General features: G+C 38.3%; 15 protein-coding genes. 13 read left to right on the top strand and 2 right to left on the bottom strand.

What is annotated here, in order from left to right; translation table 11 throughout:
- Window positions 1–115 precede the first annotated feature (115 nt).
- A complete protein-coding gene (locus H7U22_RS23355) occupies window positions 116–241 on the bottom strand; it encodes a hypothetical protein (RefSeq protein WP_262890381.1) in 126 nt (41 codons plus the stop codon).
- A 214-nt stretch (window positions 242–455) separates the two neighbouring features.
- Here H7U22_RS23355 and H7U22_RS20445 point away from each other — a divergent pair, with 214 nt between their 5' ends.
- The 5 genes from H7U22_RS20445 (at window position 456) to H7U22_RS20425 (ending at window position 3,930) form a co-directional block, all read left to right on the top strand.
- Window positions 456–647 (top strand): hypothetical protein, encoded by a 192-nt coding sequence (locus H7U22_RS20445; protein ID WP_187073199.1) that lies wholly within the window; start codon window positions 456–458, stop codon window positions 645–647.
- 45 nt (window positions 648–692) lie between these two features.
- Window positions 693–872, top strand: coding sequence for a hypothetical protein (locus H7U22_RS20440; protein ID WP_187073198.1), 180 nt, complete (start codon window positions 693–695; stop codon window positions 870–872).
- Window positions 873–1,136 (top strand): response regulator transcription factor, encoded by a 264-nt coding sequence (locus H7U22_RS20435; protein WP_187073197.1) that lies wholly within the window; start codon window positions 873–875, stop codon window positions 1,134–1,136. It begins immediately after the preceding gene.
- A 660-nt stretch (window positions 1,137–1,796) separates the two neighbouring features.
- Complete coding sequence (locus H7U22_RS20430; protein WP_187073196.1) at window positions 1,797–2,207, top strand: hypothetical protein; 411 nt, start codon at window positions 1,797–1,799, stop codon at window positions 2,205–2,207.
- Between the two features lie 247 nt (window positions 2,208–2,454).
- A complete protein-coding gene (locus H7U22_RS20425; RefSeq protein ID WP_187073195.1) occupies window positions 2,455–3,930 on the top strand; it encodes a Fic family protein in 1,476 nt (491 codons plus the stop codon).
- A gap of 48 nt (window positions 3,931–3,978) precedes the next feature.
- Here the strand turns inward: H7U22_RS20425 and H7U22_RS20420 are convergent, their stop codons facing one another.
- A complete protein-coding gene (locus tag H7U22_RS20420; RefSeq protein WP_187073194.1) occupies window positions 3,979–4,251 on the bottom strand; it encodes a hypothetical protein in 273 nt (90 codons plus the stop codon).
- Window positions 4,252–5,271: 1,020 nt separating this feature from the next.
- On the opposite strand from H7U22_RS20420, the gene H7U22_RS20415 reads away from it, so the two are divergent.
- The 8 genes from H7U22_RS20415 to H7U22_RS20380 all read left to right on the top strand — a co-directional run bounded on the left by H7U22_RS20415 (window position 5,272) and on the right by H7U22_RS20380 (window position 15,557).
- Window positions 5,272–8,088 carry an N-6 DNA methylase gene (locus tag H7U22_RS20415; RefSeq protein ID WP_187073193.1) on the top strand — a complete coding sequence of 939 codons (2,817 nt, stop codon included), beginning with the start codon at window positions 5,272–5,274 and terminating at the stop codon, window positions 8,086–8,088.
- Entirely contained in the window at window positions 8,081–8,956 is an 876-nt protein-coding gene (locus H7U22_RS20410; protein WP_187073192.1) for a hypothetical protein, read from the top strand. Before H7U22_RS20415 ends, H7U22_RS20410 begins: the two co-directional genes overlap by 8 nt.
- A gap of 290 nt (window positions 8,957–9,246) precedes the next feature.
- Window positions 9,247–9,477 carry a hypothetical protein gene (locus H7U22_RS20405; RefSeq protein WP_187073191.1) on the top strand — a complete coding sequence of 77 codons (231 nt, stop codon included), beginning with the start codon at window positions 9,247–9,249 and terminating at the stop codon, window positions 9,475–9,477.
- Between the two features lie 132 nt (window positions 9,478–9,609).
- Window positions 9,610–10,086 (top strand): ABC-three component system protein, encoded by a 477-nt coding sequence (locus H7U22_RS20400; protein ID WP_187073190.1) that lies wholly within the window; start codon window positions 9,610–9,612, stop codon window positions 10,084–10,086.
- The gene (locus tag H7U22_RS20395; RefSeq protein WP_187073189.1) at window positions 10,061–10,537 is read left to right on the top strand and encodes an ABC-three component system middle component 5; all 477 of its coding nucleotides are present in this window, start codon (window positions 10,061–10,063) and stop codon (window positions 10,535–10,537) included. The genes H7U22_RS20400 and H7U22_RS20395 overlap by 26 nt, the downstream gene beginning before the upstream one ends.
- Window positions 10,524–12,413 (top strand): AAA family ATPase, encoded by a 1,890-nt coding sequence (locus H7U22_RS20390; protein WP_187073188.1) that lies wholly within the window; start codon window positions 10,524–10,526, stop codon window positions 12,411–12,413. Before H7U22_RS20395 ends, H7U22_RS20390 begins: the two co-directional genes overlap by 14 nt.
- Before the next feature lie 35 nt (window positions 12,414–12,448).
- Window positions 12,449–12,817, top strand: a complete 369-nt coding sequence (locus tag H7U22_RS20385; RefSeq protein WP_187073187.1) for a hypothetical protein — start codon at window positions 12,449–12,451, stop codon at window positions 12,815–12,817.
- A 202-nt stretch (window positions 12,818–13,019) separates the two neighbouring features.
- Window positions 13,020–15,557 (top strand): SIR2 family protein, encoded by a 2,538-nt coding sequence (locus tag H7U22_RS20380; protein WP_187073186.1) that lies wholly within the window; start codon window positions 13,020–13,022, stop codon window positions 15,555–15,557.
- The last annotated feature ends 725 nt before the right edge of the window (window positions 15,558–16,282 follow it).

Here is a 16,282-nt window from a genome sequence, read left to right as displayed (position 1 = left end):
CTCTTTTCATAATTCCCTAATTTAATGGTTCTAAATTGTTTTTAAAATTTAGTCCAGCTTTTTAGGGGGTTAATACAGTTTAACTTTTGGCATATCTCTTATTTTATTAAATAGTTTATTTCTTGTTTAGCCACTGACTTAGAATCATTTCATCATCAGATGTAAATTCTTTTGGTTGGTTCAACCACTTCCATTTACCATCTCTTTTCATAATCTGACCTTGATAGTAATTGTCAATCATAATCAGAAAATTATCTGCACATCCACCCCCATTGGTGCCTTTTTAAACAACCGTTTTAGTAACATCACCAAAAACCGCTATGAAAATTATTTCAGCACTTTTCATACACAGAGATTACAAATGATTTTAGTAAACACAAAAATAATAATTCACATTTTCAAATAGTTAAATCAAAACTTTCATGAAACGTGTTAAATAAGAAAAGGAAAATATAATGTGCAGGGTAATAGATGAAAATTCCGCTCCATTTGTATTAGCATTGGTGGATGTTGGTGATAGGTTGGCATATCATGGATATGAGGGTAATGTCTTTAAGATTGCGATCATTAAAACCGAGATAGAAGAAAGCTATTATTTTATGTTGGATTGTGGTAAAACAGTTGTGATCAACAAAAGTGGAGTTTAAGTGGATTTATACTTGATGCTAAGTATTTATACTTACATTACTTAAATGCTAGTAAAACAGAATACAACGGTAGCTCAATTAGATTCAATTAAGGTTGGTGATAATATTGAAGATGAAAATGGTAATGTTGGTGTAGTGTTTAAAATAGATATTTCAAAATATAGAAAAGTTGAAAGATATATCTTTAGAATTAAAAATGATGGAACTATTGAAGTCACAAAATAAATGAGTTGGTTTCTAACGGTTTATTTTAAAGCTAGACATCTTTCTATTTTGAATCTTGTTGGTGATGGTTTAACCAATAAAGAAATTGGGCTTAAACTGTCTATCAGTAAACAAACTGTTGAAACAATACGTACAGAATTAATAACAAGAACAAATTCTAAAAACACTGCTCAATTAATTGCTTTTGCATTTAGAAATGGCCTGTTAATTTTATTATTTTGTTGTAGAAATAAATTAACAGCAAATCAATCAAATTGGAAGTAAAAGGGAATAAGCTGGTCTTTTAAAATACTTTCCGGTATTTTGTATAAAAATTTCAACACCCCACTTTGCTCCACACGTTCGTTTAGATGAACAAACCAATTTATTTGACCCCATTCCACCACTTTTATGGTTTTTATAATTTGGCTGGAAATTAGGGTGTTGTAAGGAAATTATTTTTGGCGAGATGGGTCAGTACACTCTGGTTTTTCCACATAATACGATAACCGCCTATAACGGTATGATTCACGATTATGGGCTTCTAAATCCTATAGCAAATATGCCAGCTGTCAGGCAAGCCGTCATTCATGCTTCATATGTAATAAAATCATCTTTGTTACCCTAGAAATCTATTGAAACCTTGCTATATATCTATAAATATTGGACAAACCAATTCATTTGACCCCTTGTCGCCAATTTACTAACCTACAGGCTAGCAAAACTTTACAGTAATTTTATTTCCGGCAAGACGGGGTCAGGCTACCCGGGTTATCCACTTACACCAAAAATGGGAGCAAGACAGCCCGTCAGTTTAAAGACATTCCTGCCAATGCAAGTAATGTTTTCGCCAAGCCCAACAGCCTATCGGGTAAATGTGGAAAACAATCCTGCAGTGACAATGAATTTATTCCGAAATTTAGGCAGCTAACAAACAGTGACAGTATGCAGACCACCGAAAAACACATCCAACAGTTGGCCCAGGTCAGGAGCGTGATCTTTGACAGCTGGATCACCTATGTCGAATACAACTCCAGATGGCAGGGCAACAGGCTGGCCGGGCAGACCGACTGGCATGCAAAAATGTGGGAACTGAACGACAGCACGATCCCAAGGCTGCTCAGCAGGCTGGTGACCATCCTGAACCTGCAGAAGACCATCCCATTTACCTTCGAAAACCAAAACTTCATTCCCGATTACGAAATAAGGGCATCAGTGGAAGAGTACCGGAACCAATGGCTCGATGCACTCGCCACCTTTCCCGACCAAATGGAGATCGAGGACCTGCTCGCCGTACTGGTTGAAAATATGCAACTGATGGAACAGACCTCAAAGCTGTTTGTGCATTCGGCCTAAAGTCGAACTCCTTTACCAAAAAAGTCAGAAAACCAAACTTTATTTCTAATTTTTTGCTTAAATATCATTTATAAACCTAAAAAATTGCCTAAACAAGTCGATCTTCAATTCTTAGCACTAAATTTTTGCGTAGACAAAAATTTGCTTATTTCTAAAAATTTGCCTAAATTTAGGTTTTAAACCTAAAAATTTGCCTAAAAGGCACAATTCTTCGCCGTTAGTACTAAATTTTTGCAAAACCCCTTTTATGGACAGTTCTCTTCCCCTAAACCTACAGGAAATCATCTTCTCTTCGAGTGACACCACGCTGAGCAGGAAGATCAACCGCATGGAAGCAGCAGGGACCTTACGGAAACTCGCCCCCAGGATCTACACCCCAAATCTGGACGAGGAACCGGAGGCGATCATCAGGCGCAACATCTTCCCGATCATCGGTCATCTGTACCCAGGGGTACTGCTCAGCCACCGCTCCGCCCTGGAATTCAGGCCGACCGCTACGGGGAACCTCTTTTTGACCTACACCTATAACAGGAAGGCAGAACTGCCGGGGATCACGCTGAACATTATCAAGGGCGAAGGGAATATCGAAGGGGACAACCTTTTCAGCAACGGGCTCTACGCCTCCCAAAGGGAACGCGCAATGCTCGAAAACTTCCAGGTATCCAGAAAGCCAGGGCCCGATTCCAGAACGCTCACCATACCCCAGCTGGAGGAAAAGCTGGAACAGCTCATCCTCACCAAGGGAGAGGAAGGCCTCAACGCCTTCCGGGACAGGGCCAAACAGATCGCGGGCCAGCTCGGTATGGAAACGGAATTCGAAAGGATGAACAAGCTCATCAGCGCCATGCTGACCACCAAGCCCGCAAAGTTGCTATCCTCGCCCGTTGCAAAGGCAAGGGCCTTCGGCAGCCCTTATGACCCGGCAAGGATCATCCTTTTTGAAAAGCTGTTCCACGCCCTGCAGCAACCATTTCCGGTCATCGAAGAACCCTACAAGAGCCAAAGGGCCTATCGCAACTTTGCATTCTTTGAGGCCTACTTTTCCAACTACATCGAGGGGACCAAGTTCGAGCTAAACGATGCCAAACAGATCATCGAGACCGGTAAGCCAATGTCGGCAAGGGACGAGGATTCCCATGACATCCTGGGCACCTACCAACTGGTCAGTAACCGGACAGAAATGGCAAAAACACCAGGCTCGCCAAAGGAGCTGCTCGACATCCTGCGCTATCGCCATAAGGTGCTGATGAAGGCAAGGCACTCGTCCATCCCCGGAGAGTTCAAGGAGAAGAACAACGTTGCCGGCAACACCTCTTTTGTGGACCATACCCTGGTAAGGGGCACGCTGACCAGGGGATTTGATTTCTACCGGGCACTGGACGACCCCTTTGCCAAGGCAGCCTACATGATGTTCATGGTCAGCGAAGTGCATCCCTTCAACGATGGCAACGGCAGGATCGCAAGAGTGATGATGAATGCAGAGCTCAGCAGAGCAGGCCAATCGAAGATCATCATTCCCACGGTATTCAGGATCGACTACATCGGTGCGCTAAGGCAGCTGACCAGGAACAGCAACCCCGATGTCTATATCCGGATGCTCCAAAGAGCACACCTTTTCAGCGGCACCATCAAGGGAGAAGAAATCGATGAGATGCAGCTCATTCTGGAAAACAGCAACGCCTTCATTGAGGACGAGGGAACGATCCTAAAGATCGTAGGATAACATGCCAGTTGAACCGCTAAACAGGCGGCTGGTATTCCAACCTGAAGATCAGTTGCCCAAGGCCATAGCTGTATTCCTTTTCGAATTCTTTGATGCGGTATACCTTTCCAATACCAGAGAAGAAAGTTGCAGGTCGCGGGCATGCCCACCAGTCTTGAACTCATCCCAGGTCAGCTGATAACAGTTCACACATTGATAACGTACTTCCCTTTCTATATCCCTAAGTTCCTGATAGGCCGGGTTGCCTTTTTTGACATGATGAACCGAAGATACCTTAGCCTTTGAGCGCTTTAGAAAATCAATGAACTCACCCTTTTCCATAGAGCTAATTTAGCAGTATTGTCCCTAAACTGGATAAACCAGAGTACATTGATCCCCTTTCACCAAAAATGAAATTGTTATAAAGTTCTGCTTGCCTGTCTGTTAGGGAATTGGCGGGAAGGGGTCAAATGGATCAGTTTGTCCACTCCTGTACGTAATCTTGTCATTTTTAGATAAAGTCGCTTAAGAATAAGGAGGATTCTTCATATGCCCGCACTTTGTGCGGTACGCGATGACCAGCCACAATTCAAGGATTTATTTGAAAGGGTTTATCAACGAACAGGTAAAAAGATGAAGGGGCTATGTTGCTGTACAGAAAAAATTATTGGTAATGGCGTACCATCTGGAGAAAAAATAAGGCCTATAATCCAGCGTTTGATATGGAAATAAAAATAATAGCCCCAGAAAACTCCGAGGCTACACATGATAAAATTCTAGAAGGAAGTTTTCACTAAAGCAAAGGTAAATTTATTGCGCTGTATTACAAATGGAGGGCATTTAAATTAATGCTTCTCAGAAGCTAAATTTTTATGAGATTTTATTTGCTTTTAAAGACAGTGCCTTTCCATGACAATCTTTCCAAACGGAGAGGATTTATACTTCCATCCCTGATGTCTAACATACCTCATTACATAACATCATAACCTTACTAATCCTGCGAACAGCAGGATTTTTTTGCTTCAAACTTTCCTGCATTTTTTTGAAATCAATTAGCATTTCCAGATTGATAATTATTTTTTATTCGAAACGGACTAAAAGGGCAATCTAAGTTAGCTTGCGCAGCAGCTACGCGTGCATAATGAGTTCGTATCATGCAACTCTCCAGGGCTTATAGATCTCCAACTACTTTTGCAATGCAACAGTCCATAGTAAATTGGATTCCTCTAAAAATTCATAGAATTAGAAGTTCAATATTTGTGATTACGAATTCGCTACATTTACATAATTAATAAAAAAAGCAATTATAACAAATTGACCCCTGATTATGCTTTAAATAATTGTGGGGCAAACGATTCAAAAATGACTTTACACGAAGCGATTGAAACAGTTTTAAGAGAAAATAAGCGGCCACTCACTACCAAGGCTATTGCTTCTTTAATAAATACTCAGGGTTACTACCAGCGAAACGATTCGCAACCTGTTGAACCACGCCAAGTTTTAGCTAGGGTAAGGAATTATCCATCAACATTTGAGCAAATTAATGACCAGATAATTCTTGTTGAAGATCAGATTTGGAAAAACCTGTTGTTCAATTATTCATATTTGGTCAATACTTTGAGAGGCGTACATAGTGCTACTGATGTTCAATTCATTCTCGCGGTACTTCTATTTTTTAAAAGGCACTCCGATATTGAAAATCAAAACATTGATCAAAATCACTCTTCTTGGGACAACGTTTTGGCAAACCAGGAGATGCTTCTTCCAGATGGTAGGGAGTTAATAGATGCGCTCAATAGCTTTGACAGAAGATACTTAAGTCTTGAGGGCGTCTTTAAAGAATGTGGAAGATTTTTATCACAACTTGACTATCGCAGAAAAACAGAGATTTCGATTGCTATAAATAAAATTGACACCCGGGATTTAGACGAACGTGCATTTGGGGATGCTTTCGAATATTTCCTTTCAATTACTGCAAAAGGTAACGTTAATGCTGATTTCGCCCCTACTCCTTTCAGTTTGAGGGAGTTGATGATAAACGTTTTAGAACCTGAATCTGGAAGATCATTATTCGATCCTGTTGCTGGGACCGGCGGATTGCTGATTCAGGCAAATTACTACTCACAGGGAATTGGCATGGTTACTTCCGGGACTGAGATTAATATGCGTGTCGCACAATTGGGCAACATGAATCTTATTCTTCATGGTATACAGGATGCTGTGATTCGTTCGGGAGACTGCTTTCAAGAGGTGGATAATTCCATTACATACGACTACATTGTAGCTGATCTGCCATCTAGCGGAGTAATAAATTCCTTTGAACACGAACTTTTATTTAATAAATATCTCTTAGCACCACCAAGATCTGGAAGAAATTTTGGGTCATTAGTTCTCTTAATATTATCAAAACTAAAAGATACAGGAAAAGCAGTGATCACCGTATCTGAAGGTTTCTTAATGAAAAAAGGGAAAGAAAAAGAAATACGGGATATTTTGATTGACCAAGACGTGATTGAGAGCGTCATTAGCCTTCCTTATGGTACTTTACGGCCTTATACTGATGCCAAAGCCTCCCTACTTGTACTTAATAAAAATAAAGAGGCTGAATATAGGAATCGCATTAGGTTTATAACAGCGAACGTAGCAGATCATGATTCTAAAACGGTGTATCTTAATAATGATGACATAATCGCAGCCTATAAAAGTGACGCCATTTTTGCCAAAGACTCTCAGATTTTAGACATATCCGAACTAAGGCAGGACAACAATCTTTCTGCTGAAGGTTATGACGAACAGTATATTCTGGCAAATCTTATGATTAAGGAAGGCTCAGGAAAACTATTATCAGAATTAGTATCAATACGTGGGGGTATACAGCCTCAAAAAACAGATATAGACCCTACAGGTGACTTTCCCTTAATCAAAATCGAAAATTTATCTCGGGATATTTTAGAAACTGATCTATCTGATAACATTTCATCAAAAGTCTATTTTACACAAAAATATGCAAGGGCCCTAATCAGTGAAAAGTGCTTATTAGTTGCAAGAATCGGAGAAAATCTTAAAGCGACAATTTTTGTTCCTAATGAAAAAAACAAAAGTATATTAATTCATACAGGAATATATGCATTATTACCTTTAGATAAAAAAGACAGCGTAGATCTCGAATATCTTTATTATCAACTCTATTCTTCCTTTGTTGTTGAACAGGTTAAGAAAAGAAAACTGGGTGCGGTTATGCCTTATGTAAGCATTGCTAGTTTAAAGCAAATTGTCATACCTTATGTTGATCGGCAAACTCAAAAGAGCTTCATAGAGTCGCAAAAAGCCAATCTTATTTCGGAAGAGAAAAATCGCGCCAATGCTGTTCTTAAATCCTTGGGAAGCAAAGATGAGCTTAGGCAGTCTGAACTTGAAATAATCAAGACTTTAACACATCAACTGCGACCAACTTTTATGGGTATCAACAGTATTTCTAGCAGGATTATGAGGGTAATAGAGAAAGAAAAACTGCAAGATAGAATGGAATTTAATGACGAGGACCAACAGATTGAAGTAGATCCTGAAATAGCAGTATTTACCCAAAAGCCTGAAAACTTTCCATTGGGAAAACTGGTTAAAAAATTAATGGCTGATTCTGAACATTTGAGTGATATTTTAGGCACAGTTGAAAAAGTGATGAATTTCAAATTATCAGGCGAGGATTTAACCGAAATTGATTTACTGAACTTATTAAAAGAATACAAAAATGAAAAAAAAATAGCTATAAATCACAAATATGAAATTATAGTCAAAGGTGAGGACGCAGTAGCCTTGATAAACAAACCTGCTTTCAAGGAATTATTAGATCAATTACTTCAAAATGCAGAAGATCACGGTTTCACTGACTTCAATTCAAATAAAAAATATCGGGTTCAGTTTATTGTTCGACACAACAGGAACCGCGATGTTATCTCAATAGAGTACTCAAACAATGGAGCGCCGTATGAACTTCAGCAAAAAGATTTTATAACAGCCTTTGATAAGGGACGGCACAGTAAAGGTTCAGGCATCGGAGGTAATTATATAAATAGAATTGTTGAAGCGCACGGAGGACAAATATTAGTAGTTGAAAATAATACTAAGGGATTTTCCCTTATAATTGAATTACCAACCCAACAAAAAGGAACATATGAATAATATAATATTAATTGACGATGACAAGGATTTTACAACATCATTCGTCAATGAAGCAGCTGCGCTGACTATAAGTGTTTCACCACAATCGAGCCTCGAAGGGCTTAAACGCATTCTTCCTGCATTTGCCCATAAATATGCAGCTGTAGTTTTGGATATTAAATGTCTTATGACCGATTCTCAAACTAAAGAGAATGCAGACTTCATAGGTGCTGCTCTACATTATATCGACACTACCGTGCCCGGCTTTCCAAGATTCATTCTAACTGGAGACGAAACAGAATTTGAAGGTTTGAAGAAATATTACCCTAAAGAAAAGATGTTTCTTAAAAAACCGGATGACCAAAAGGAACTATTCATAGAATTGCAAGCCTGTATTAAAGATGCGGAACCCCTTCGATTGAAAAGAGAAAACCCAGCAGTATTTGAGGCATTTGACCAGAACAAATTAGATGTTGCAAAAGAAACCATATTAATCAGCGTCTTAAAAAATTATAATGAATCAAATCCAGCAAAATTCAAAGGCATTTTAGCTGATGTTCGTGAATTGCATGAAGAAGTATATAGGGCAATAAACAAGAGAAATAAAGCAGTAGTCCGCGACAGCGATATAAAAGCTAATAACTCACCTAGTTTCACGGGTAGCTTCCACAAGCATTTGGAGGGAAACCCTAATCCTGCCGATTCCTATAAGCCTACTACGCCACCATATCAGGATAGTACGATAGCTGGAGCAACCAAATTTATCCACCATGCTTGTAGTGAATATGTTCATGGTACCTCGAAAACCGGCTACCAAATAACGCCATATGCTATTAGGGCACTTATCAATTCTTTGCTTGAGGTAATAATCTGGTCTAAACAGTATTAATTAAATTATAATGGTTTATTGGATAAACCAGAATTCATTGACCCCGTCTCACCGGAGATATAATTTTCGTAAGTTATGCTTGTCTGTATTTTAGTGAATTGGCAGTAAGGGGTCAAATGAATTGGTTTCTGCATAATAGATTCTATAATAGGCTTGAGCAGTAAAAATTAAAATCCCATTTGAAATTTCTCATAATAAATCATGAAATTCAAAAATCAAGTGATATTTTTAAAATTTCGATTTACTGGAAAAATATTTAAATTAGCAGAAACGCAATCTAAATGAATAAAATGCTCAACCTTATCCTCAAGGCCATCGCTCTTGTGGTATTTATTATCAGTGCTATTTGGTGGTATAAAAGTCCAGGTTATGATTCTGTAATCGCTGCATTGACTTCTCTTTCTGCTTTTATTGCTCTGTTTTTTATTAGTGATTCTGACGATAAAGGCAATAAAATGAATCAGAGATCTGGAAACAATTCAACATTATATCAGTCGAGTGGGCCAATGAATATCCGCTAAGAAATGGACGAAAAAATTGAATTAGGGCAGAGCGCAGGCGAAAACTCTAAACTTTAACAGTCCGCTGGAGCGCTAACTCATGTTGAGAACAATACTTATTATGCGAATTCCTATACGCTAAATTATGTTAAGTTGGCAGAGGAGTATAAAAAGGAATCTGCTAATGATAAAGTCATTACTGAGGTTGTCGGTAAGCTTCAACACTTTATCAGCAATATTGATACTGAATTTATTGGCTTGGAGCAGAAACTTATCAACGGCGGTTTTCAGAACGAACTGCAGTTTGCCAATTTGCTGAAAGAGCAATATACCAAATACCTTGCTTCGAACAATCTTTCCAGGGCTAGTCAGAAAATCCATGCTTTCCTATTGGCGCGTATTTACGTAGCCTTTAATATGTATGTTCCAGAAGCCATCAATGAGGGAAAGAGTAATTCTGAGATCAAGGATATTATTCTTGAAAAGATTGTCCAACCTGTGGAGGATGTTTTGGGGGTAGATAATGTGCTGGAGCTCTATCAGGATGATGTCATGTCAATGGTTTATTTTTTAACAGGCAATTGCCATATAAAATGGGAGGGTAATGCTAATATATCATCCAGCCTTTGATACCTATCACTGCTTAGCGAGGATATTAAACATTCTCGACAATATTCCCTTGCAGGAATACAGTAAAGACAGGATTAAAATTTATGATTATTTTCTGCTGTTTCCGAATGAGCTTCGTAAGATAACCCTTCCCACAGTTTGGAATAGATATAAGACAATTAAGGAAGAAAACCGTTATAACCAGGTGCAAAATAGCCGGGATGTATTTATGCGTGTATCGTCATTTCAGGAATTGGCATTTGGTGCGCTTGCATCATTTGATCTGATCGATACAAAGCTTTTCAATCAGGATATTATCCTGCGGACAGCAAAACCTATTAACTTTGATCTTGTGGTTACGGATGTCGACGGGTTATACTTTCAGTTTTTAAATGATTATGCAAACAAACTTTCCTTGAAGGAATTCAAAGAGAGGACTAAATTAATGGCACATAAGTATGAGCTTTCTTAGATTAAATCGCTTAGTAATTACAAAAGAAGGTAAAGAAGTCTATAATGAGCAGTTCCATAATGGAATAAATATCATTAGGGGACACAATAGTTCCGGTAAATCTACCATTTCCAATTTTATATTCTATGTGTTGGGCGGTGAATTCAATACATGGTTACCTGAAGCGATATCTTGTGATTATGTTATCGCTGAGGTGACAATTAATGGAAAGATATTGACACTCAAGAGGGATGTTGATGAAAAAAGGAGTCGACCAATGTCTTTCTATTATGGTACATATGAAGAGTCAAAGGTTTCGCTTTTTGATGGCTGGACCTTACACCAATATAATAAAAGTAAGGACGCAGAGAGCTTCAGTCAGGTGCTATTTAAGTTTTTGGAATTTCCAGAAATATCTACTGATAATCAGGAGACGATCACGATCAATCAGGTACTGAGATTGATGTACGTAGATCAGCTTTCTGCCTTGGACAGCCTAATGAGAAATGAAGATTTTGATTCTCCAAATATCAGGCAGGCGATAGGTTATTTGTTGTTGGGCACTTACGATGATGAGTTGCTTCAAAAGCAAATGTTATTAAGGCAACGCAGAAAAGAACTCGCCGAAATCGACAAACAACTAAAAGCGATAGAAGATGTATTTCAAAATTCTGCATTTGAGTTTAAGCCCGAGAAAATCAGACAAGAAAAACAGAAAAGTGAAATTGCGCTTCAAAAAGTGCTCGATGAACTGACCAATCCACCTGTAGAAAAGAAGACAAATCAGGAAACCCAAAAACAGCTGGAGGTTTTGAGAGCCGCATTGGTGACAAAGAAAGTACAATATGCAAAAGTTGCTGAAACGATTGAAAAGGTAAAGCTTGATATACTTGACAGTGATGATTTCATAAATATTCTGAAAGAAAAAATTGATGCAGTCAATCTTTCCATAAATGCTAGGGGTGCTTTCAAGGATATTGCAGTAAGTTATTGCCCTGTTTGCCTCGAAAAGCTGGGTGAGCCAGAGGATGGTAGTTGCCATCTCTGCAAGCAGCCCAGAACGGCTGATAGCTCGGATTCGAAGGTGCTGCGTATGAAACTTGAACTGGAAATGCAGCTTAAAGAATCAAAATCATTGCTTGATTATAAAAATCTTGTAGTTGTTGAAAAACAGGGGGAACTCTTGGATATCAAACGAGAGCTGAAAGTCGCACAGTCAAATTATGATGTATTTATTAATCAATCCAGAACAACGACAGAGAGTTTTTATGATAAGTTATTGGAGGATAAAGGGCGATTAAATGCTGATATCAAGTTTTTTGACAAGGAATTAGCACTTTATGATTCCTATGCGGAATACAGAATCCAGAAAGAATCCTTGGTTTCTCAGATATCTACATTGGACGATACAACCACCAGATTACAAAGCGAACAGAAGTCAAAGTCTCAGGTAGCTTTTAGGGTTATTGAAAAATATACTTTGGAATTACTCAAAGGAGATGGAACTTATGAACGGAATTTCGCAAATGGATACAATGTTTTAATTGATTTTTACAGGAATAGTTTTTTCTTGGATGGAAGGAATAGGTTTTCTGCAAGTTCAATGGTTTTGCTGAAAAACTGTGTAAGGTTCGCCATCTTCTTTGCTTCAATCGAATTAGACTTTTTTAGGTTTCCAAAGTTTATTCTTTGCGATAACATCGAGGATAAGGGAATGGAAGAGCCAAGGAGTCAGAATTTTCAACGAAATATTGTTCAACTTGCAAATTCAGATCAGTTTAAAGGCAAAGACTTTCAAATGATCTTCAGTACTTCGATGATCAGTACTGAGCTTGATAATGACACCTATACTGTTGGTAGCTTTTATGGTGATGATAATAAATCCCTCAAGCTATAGATATTAATCTGTTCTTTTGTCGATCTGAATGGTATATGGTAGAAATTAAGAAATGCTCACTTGGTGATTGCGATTCCGCCTCTAAGATCATCAATGACTGTAAAATTCATTTAGAGAATCAGGGAGTCTTTCAGTGGACTGAAAATTATCCGTCAATCCAGATTACTCAAAATGATGTCAGCTCAGGTAATCTTTATAAGATCATCTCAAACAAAAATATTGCTGGACTTGTAACCATCAATAGTCTTCAGGAGAATGAATATAAATCCATTAGCTGGTTTTTTGAAGAAAAAAGCAGTTTAGTAATCCATAGACTTGCTATTGCCACGGTTTGGCAAGATCAGGGGCTAGCGGGGAAGATTGATGGGGTATGCTCAGGAGCTTGGTTTGAAAGGCGGATTTAAATCTATTCGACTTGATGCATACAGCGGAAATGATAGGCCGATAGAATTTTATGAAAAGATAGGGTCGCTCAAGCGGGGCGAAATATTTTTTCCTGGTAGGGCGTTGCCATTTTACTGTTATGAAAAGCGCATAAGTCATTCGGTTCTTTCGGGAAATAGTCAATTAATATATTAACCTGGTGCAAGGTTTTCAAAATTTAAAATGATAAATTATATAAACAAATTAAAAACAAGACTTGCTGAAGGTAAGGTCGTGCCGGTTGTTGGGGCAGGAGTATCATTTGCTTGCGCAGGACTTCCAAATTGGTCTGGATTAATTTCCAGTGGACTTGATTATGCTGAAAGCATTGCGCTTGAAAAAAGCAGCATACAGTTAGGAAGGGAATTATTGAAAGACTGGAAGTTAACAGAGGCTGCTGGTATAGTAAAAGCCCTCCTTAACGCCCCGAATAGGCCATATATAAATTGGCTTGAAAATACATTGGGAAGACCATCGGTAAAATCAGAGGCGCTAATAGAGAGCATACAGAACTTGTGTCAGCCAATTATAGCTACGACTAATTATGATGATCTTTTAAGAAATGTAGGTACGATAGAAACCAATCTGGCGTTGGATTGGCAACAGCACGAAGAGGTGCAGCGCTGCATAGCAGCTTCGAAGTCATTTATATTCCACTTACATGGAATATACTCTAGGCCAGACACCGCTGTGTTTAGCACAGAGGATTATGAACGGCTAAAAAGTGCACTTGGATATAAACACATCTTGCAAGATCTCTGGATGAATAGAACCTTTCTTTTCATAGGTTGTAGCCGAGATGGTGTGATGGATGAAGATTTTTCCACGCTGCTTAAAATTATGAGAGATTGGTTCCCTAATGTCAGCGGTGAACACTACCTTTTGGTACGAGATGATGAAATCGGTTCTGCCGCCCATCAGGAGCTTATGAAGGAATGCAACGTGCACATGGTGCCCTATGGAATGGATCATGAAAGCTTGCCTCATTTTATCAATGGGATTAACCCGAATGCAGAGGTTATTATCAAAAGATTCGAAAAACGTAAAGCTAAGGTATTTGAAGGCCTATCGAGGATTTTAGTTGCCCAGTCTGGCGAGGAACGTCAATCCAACGTGGAGACATTTGTGAAAGAAAATCTTGGATCACCTCATTACTGGCTGGATAATGATCAATTGAGCGTATTCGACGCTGCGGTAGAAAACTATAACAAGCTAATAAATGATAAGCAGCAGCGCTTCAGAAATAAACAGTTAGTTGCAAGGGCTATCGTAAACGTAGTGCAATTAGAAAAAAATATCGATTTGTGGAATCAGAGCTGGCGGGAAAGTACTAAGGTTAACAATGCTCAATTTATTAATATGGGTATTTTTGCCTATCAAGCGCTAGAAAAATTTTCCAAAGATATATTAAGGGATATTCAGCTAAGACATCCAAATTTGATACATCCGGCCTTTTTTGAAGGACGTTTAAAAGAATTTTATCTAGAAGCATTGGATTGGAAGGAGCGATCTGGTGGATTGGAAGAATTTGAAGGGGATGATTATTTTTTTGAGAATCTCAAAAGGATAATGGATTCATTAAAATCAGTACTGTCACTTTCCCCATCTGATTTGTATGAAGAGAAGAAACCTGCAAAAACTGTAAGCCAATTACCTGCAAAAATACTTCTAACATTAGAGGAGGCATGTGTTAGATTGAATGAAGTTAGTGCTCCACACAACACCTTGGCAGAGTTGCCATGGCAGGATAGACTTGATTTTGAGGATGCCAAACTAATCAAGCATAAGGATGAGAAGGTTGTGGTGGCTTGTAATGCTTTGCATTGTCTGCGATGGAATCCATGCACAGATCTTGAGCCCGTAAATTTTTATGTTGCAAAGCAAGATGAAAAGATATGGGAGATTGTGGTGGTAGAAGAAGGCAATGATGTAATTTTAAATGTTTTTACAAGTAGGCATTGCATTACAATAATTAATTTTTCAGAGACAATAGAGACGAAATTAGCTAGTGGCTATGGCGAATATACAAGGCTGAAAAAGTCTGGAAGAGTTTTTTGTAGCGTGGCATTTTCCGCTGGTTTGAAAGACAATAGCGTATTTGAGTTTATTTCTGGGGCATATGTACCAGTCGTTTCGAGAGAGCAGATTAGACATTTCTGGAGTGAATTGATTGTGCACTTTCCCGAGATGGAAAATCAGGATGGTGCTTCTGAAGTGGAATTTAAGATGAACTTTCAGGATGTGACATTATCAGCTGTAGAATGGAAACAAGAGGAGCGCTTAGTTTTAAGATGCAGAATAGGACACGATATTGGACCACCATCGACTGTTTTGTTTTTCTTTGACCCCCAAATTGGATTTGATCTGCCACTATTGAAAGTACTTTTCGCTCATAAGAATTGTTTTACTTTTGATTCAGGAAATGATGGGGATAGCGTGAATCTGATTGCTGGCTTCCTAGATTATAATGAGGTTGGTAATCTCATTCAGTTTTTCAAGGCAATCGATAAATCTGAACTTATCGTGGCCGATAATCAGCCAGGTGTGGTTCCCCAGGATTTAATTCGTACCACTACTCATGATATGTTTAATGCCATTTATATTGGTCAGCATGCTTTAATGCTCGAAGAAGGTCGAAAAATTCATGAGATATCGCTTCCTGGACTAAGCGTCAAGGAAACATCACTCTCTAAACGTATTAAAAGGATGTCTGTAAATTGATTGTAATCTAGATAGAATTAAAGTTCTCAAAGTTCTTACTTCATCTGTATATTTATAGATGAAATAAGTTTATGGTCACCGGGAGCCTTTGCCAAATTTTTGCATATCTTTCAATACTTAGCTTGACTTAAAAACATGTCCGAAAAGCAAAATATTGAATATAAGCAATCCTAGAACGGTGAATATTTGATGTGAATTTTCGGCTTAGCAAATGCGCAGGGTGGTAAGCTTTTTATCGGTATTGATGACAAGGGGGATATCTTTGGTTTCATAGAATACCATTTCTTTTATCCAAGTGGCTTAAATTTTTCTTCTCTACGTCGCTGAATGTAACTATGGATGCAATATTTTTCCTCCATATTTTTCGTAATAAGCCTCCACTCTGTGAATTGTGTCTTCGAAATCAGTATAAAAGCTCGATTTACGTATTGTCTACTCTATCCAACCTGCTGCGTGAATAAATTATAAAAATTTTAAATTACTGTTTAATTTTAAGTCGGCAATACGCTTCAGATCGTCAATAAAAAAGTTCGTTAATTGCCTTTTTACGGGCACCCAATTTAAATTGTGGGAAAGTGTTCTAAAAATCTCTCTAACTATGAGATGGAAATATTTTTAGAACACCAAAACCCTACAATTTCTTAAAATTTCCACCCTCCTCCTGCAACTTATTTTTCTCGAAAATCCTTTCTAATACCTCCAAGAAGCCAGAAAGGTGTTCTAAG

Source organism: Pedobacter fastidiosus (assembly GCF_014306625.1).
Classification (GTDB): Bacteria; Bacteroidota; Bacteroidia; order Sphingobacteriales; family Sphingobacteriaceae; genus Pedobacter; species Pedobacter fastidiosus.
This window is presented reverse-complemented; position numbering and strand designations above follow the sequence as displayed.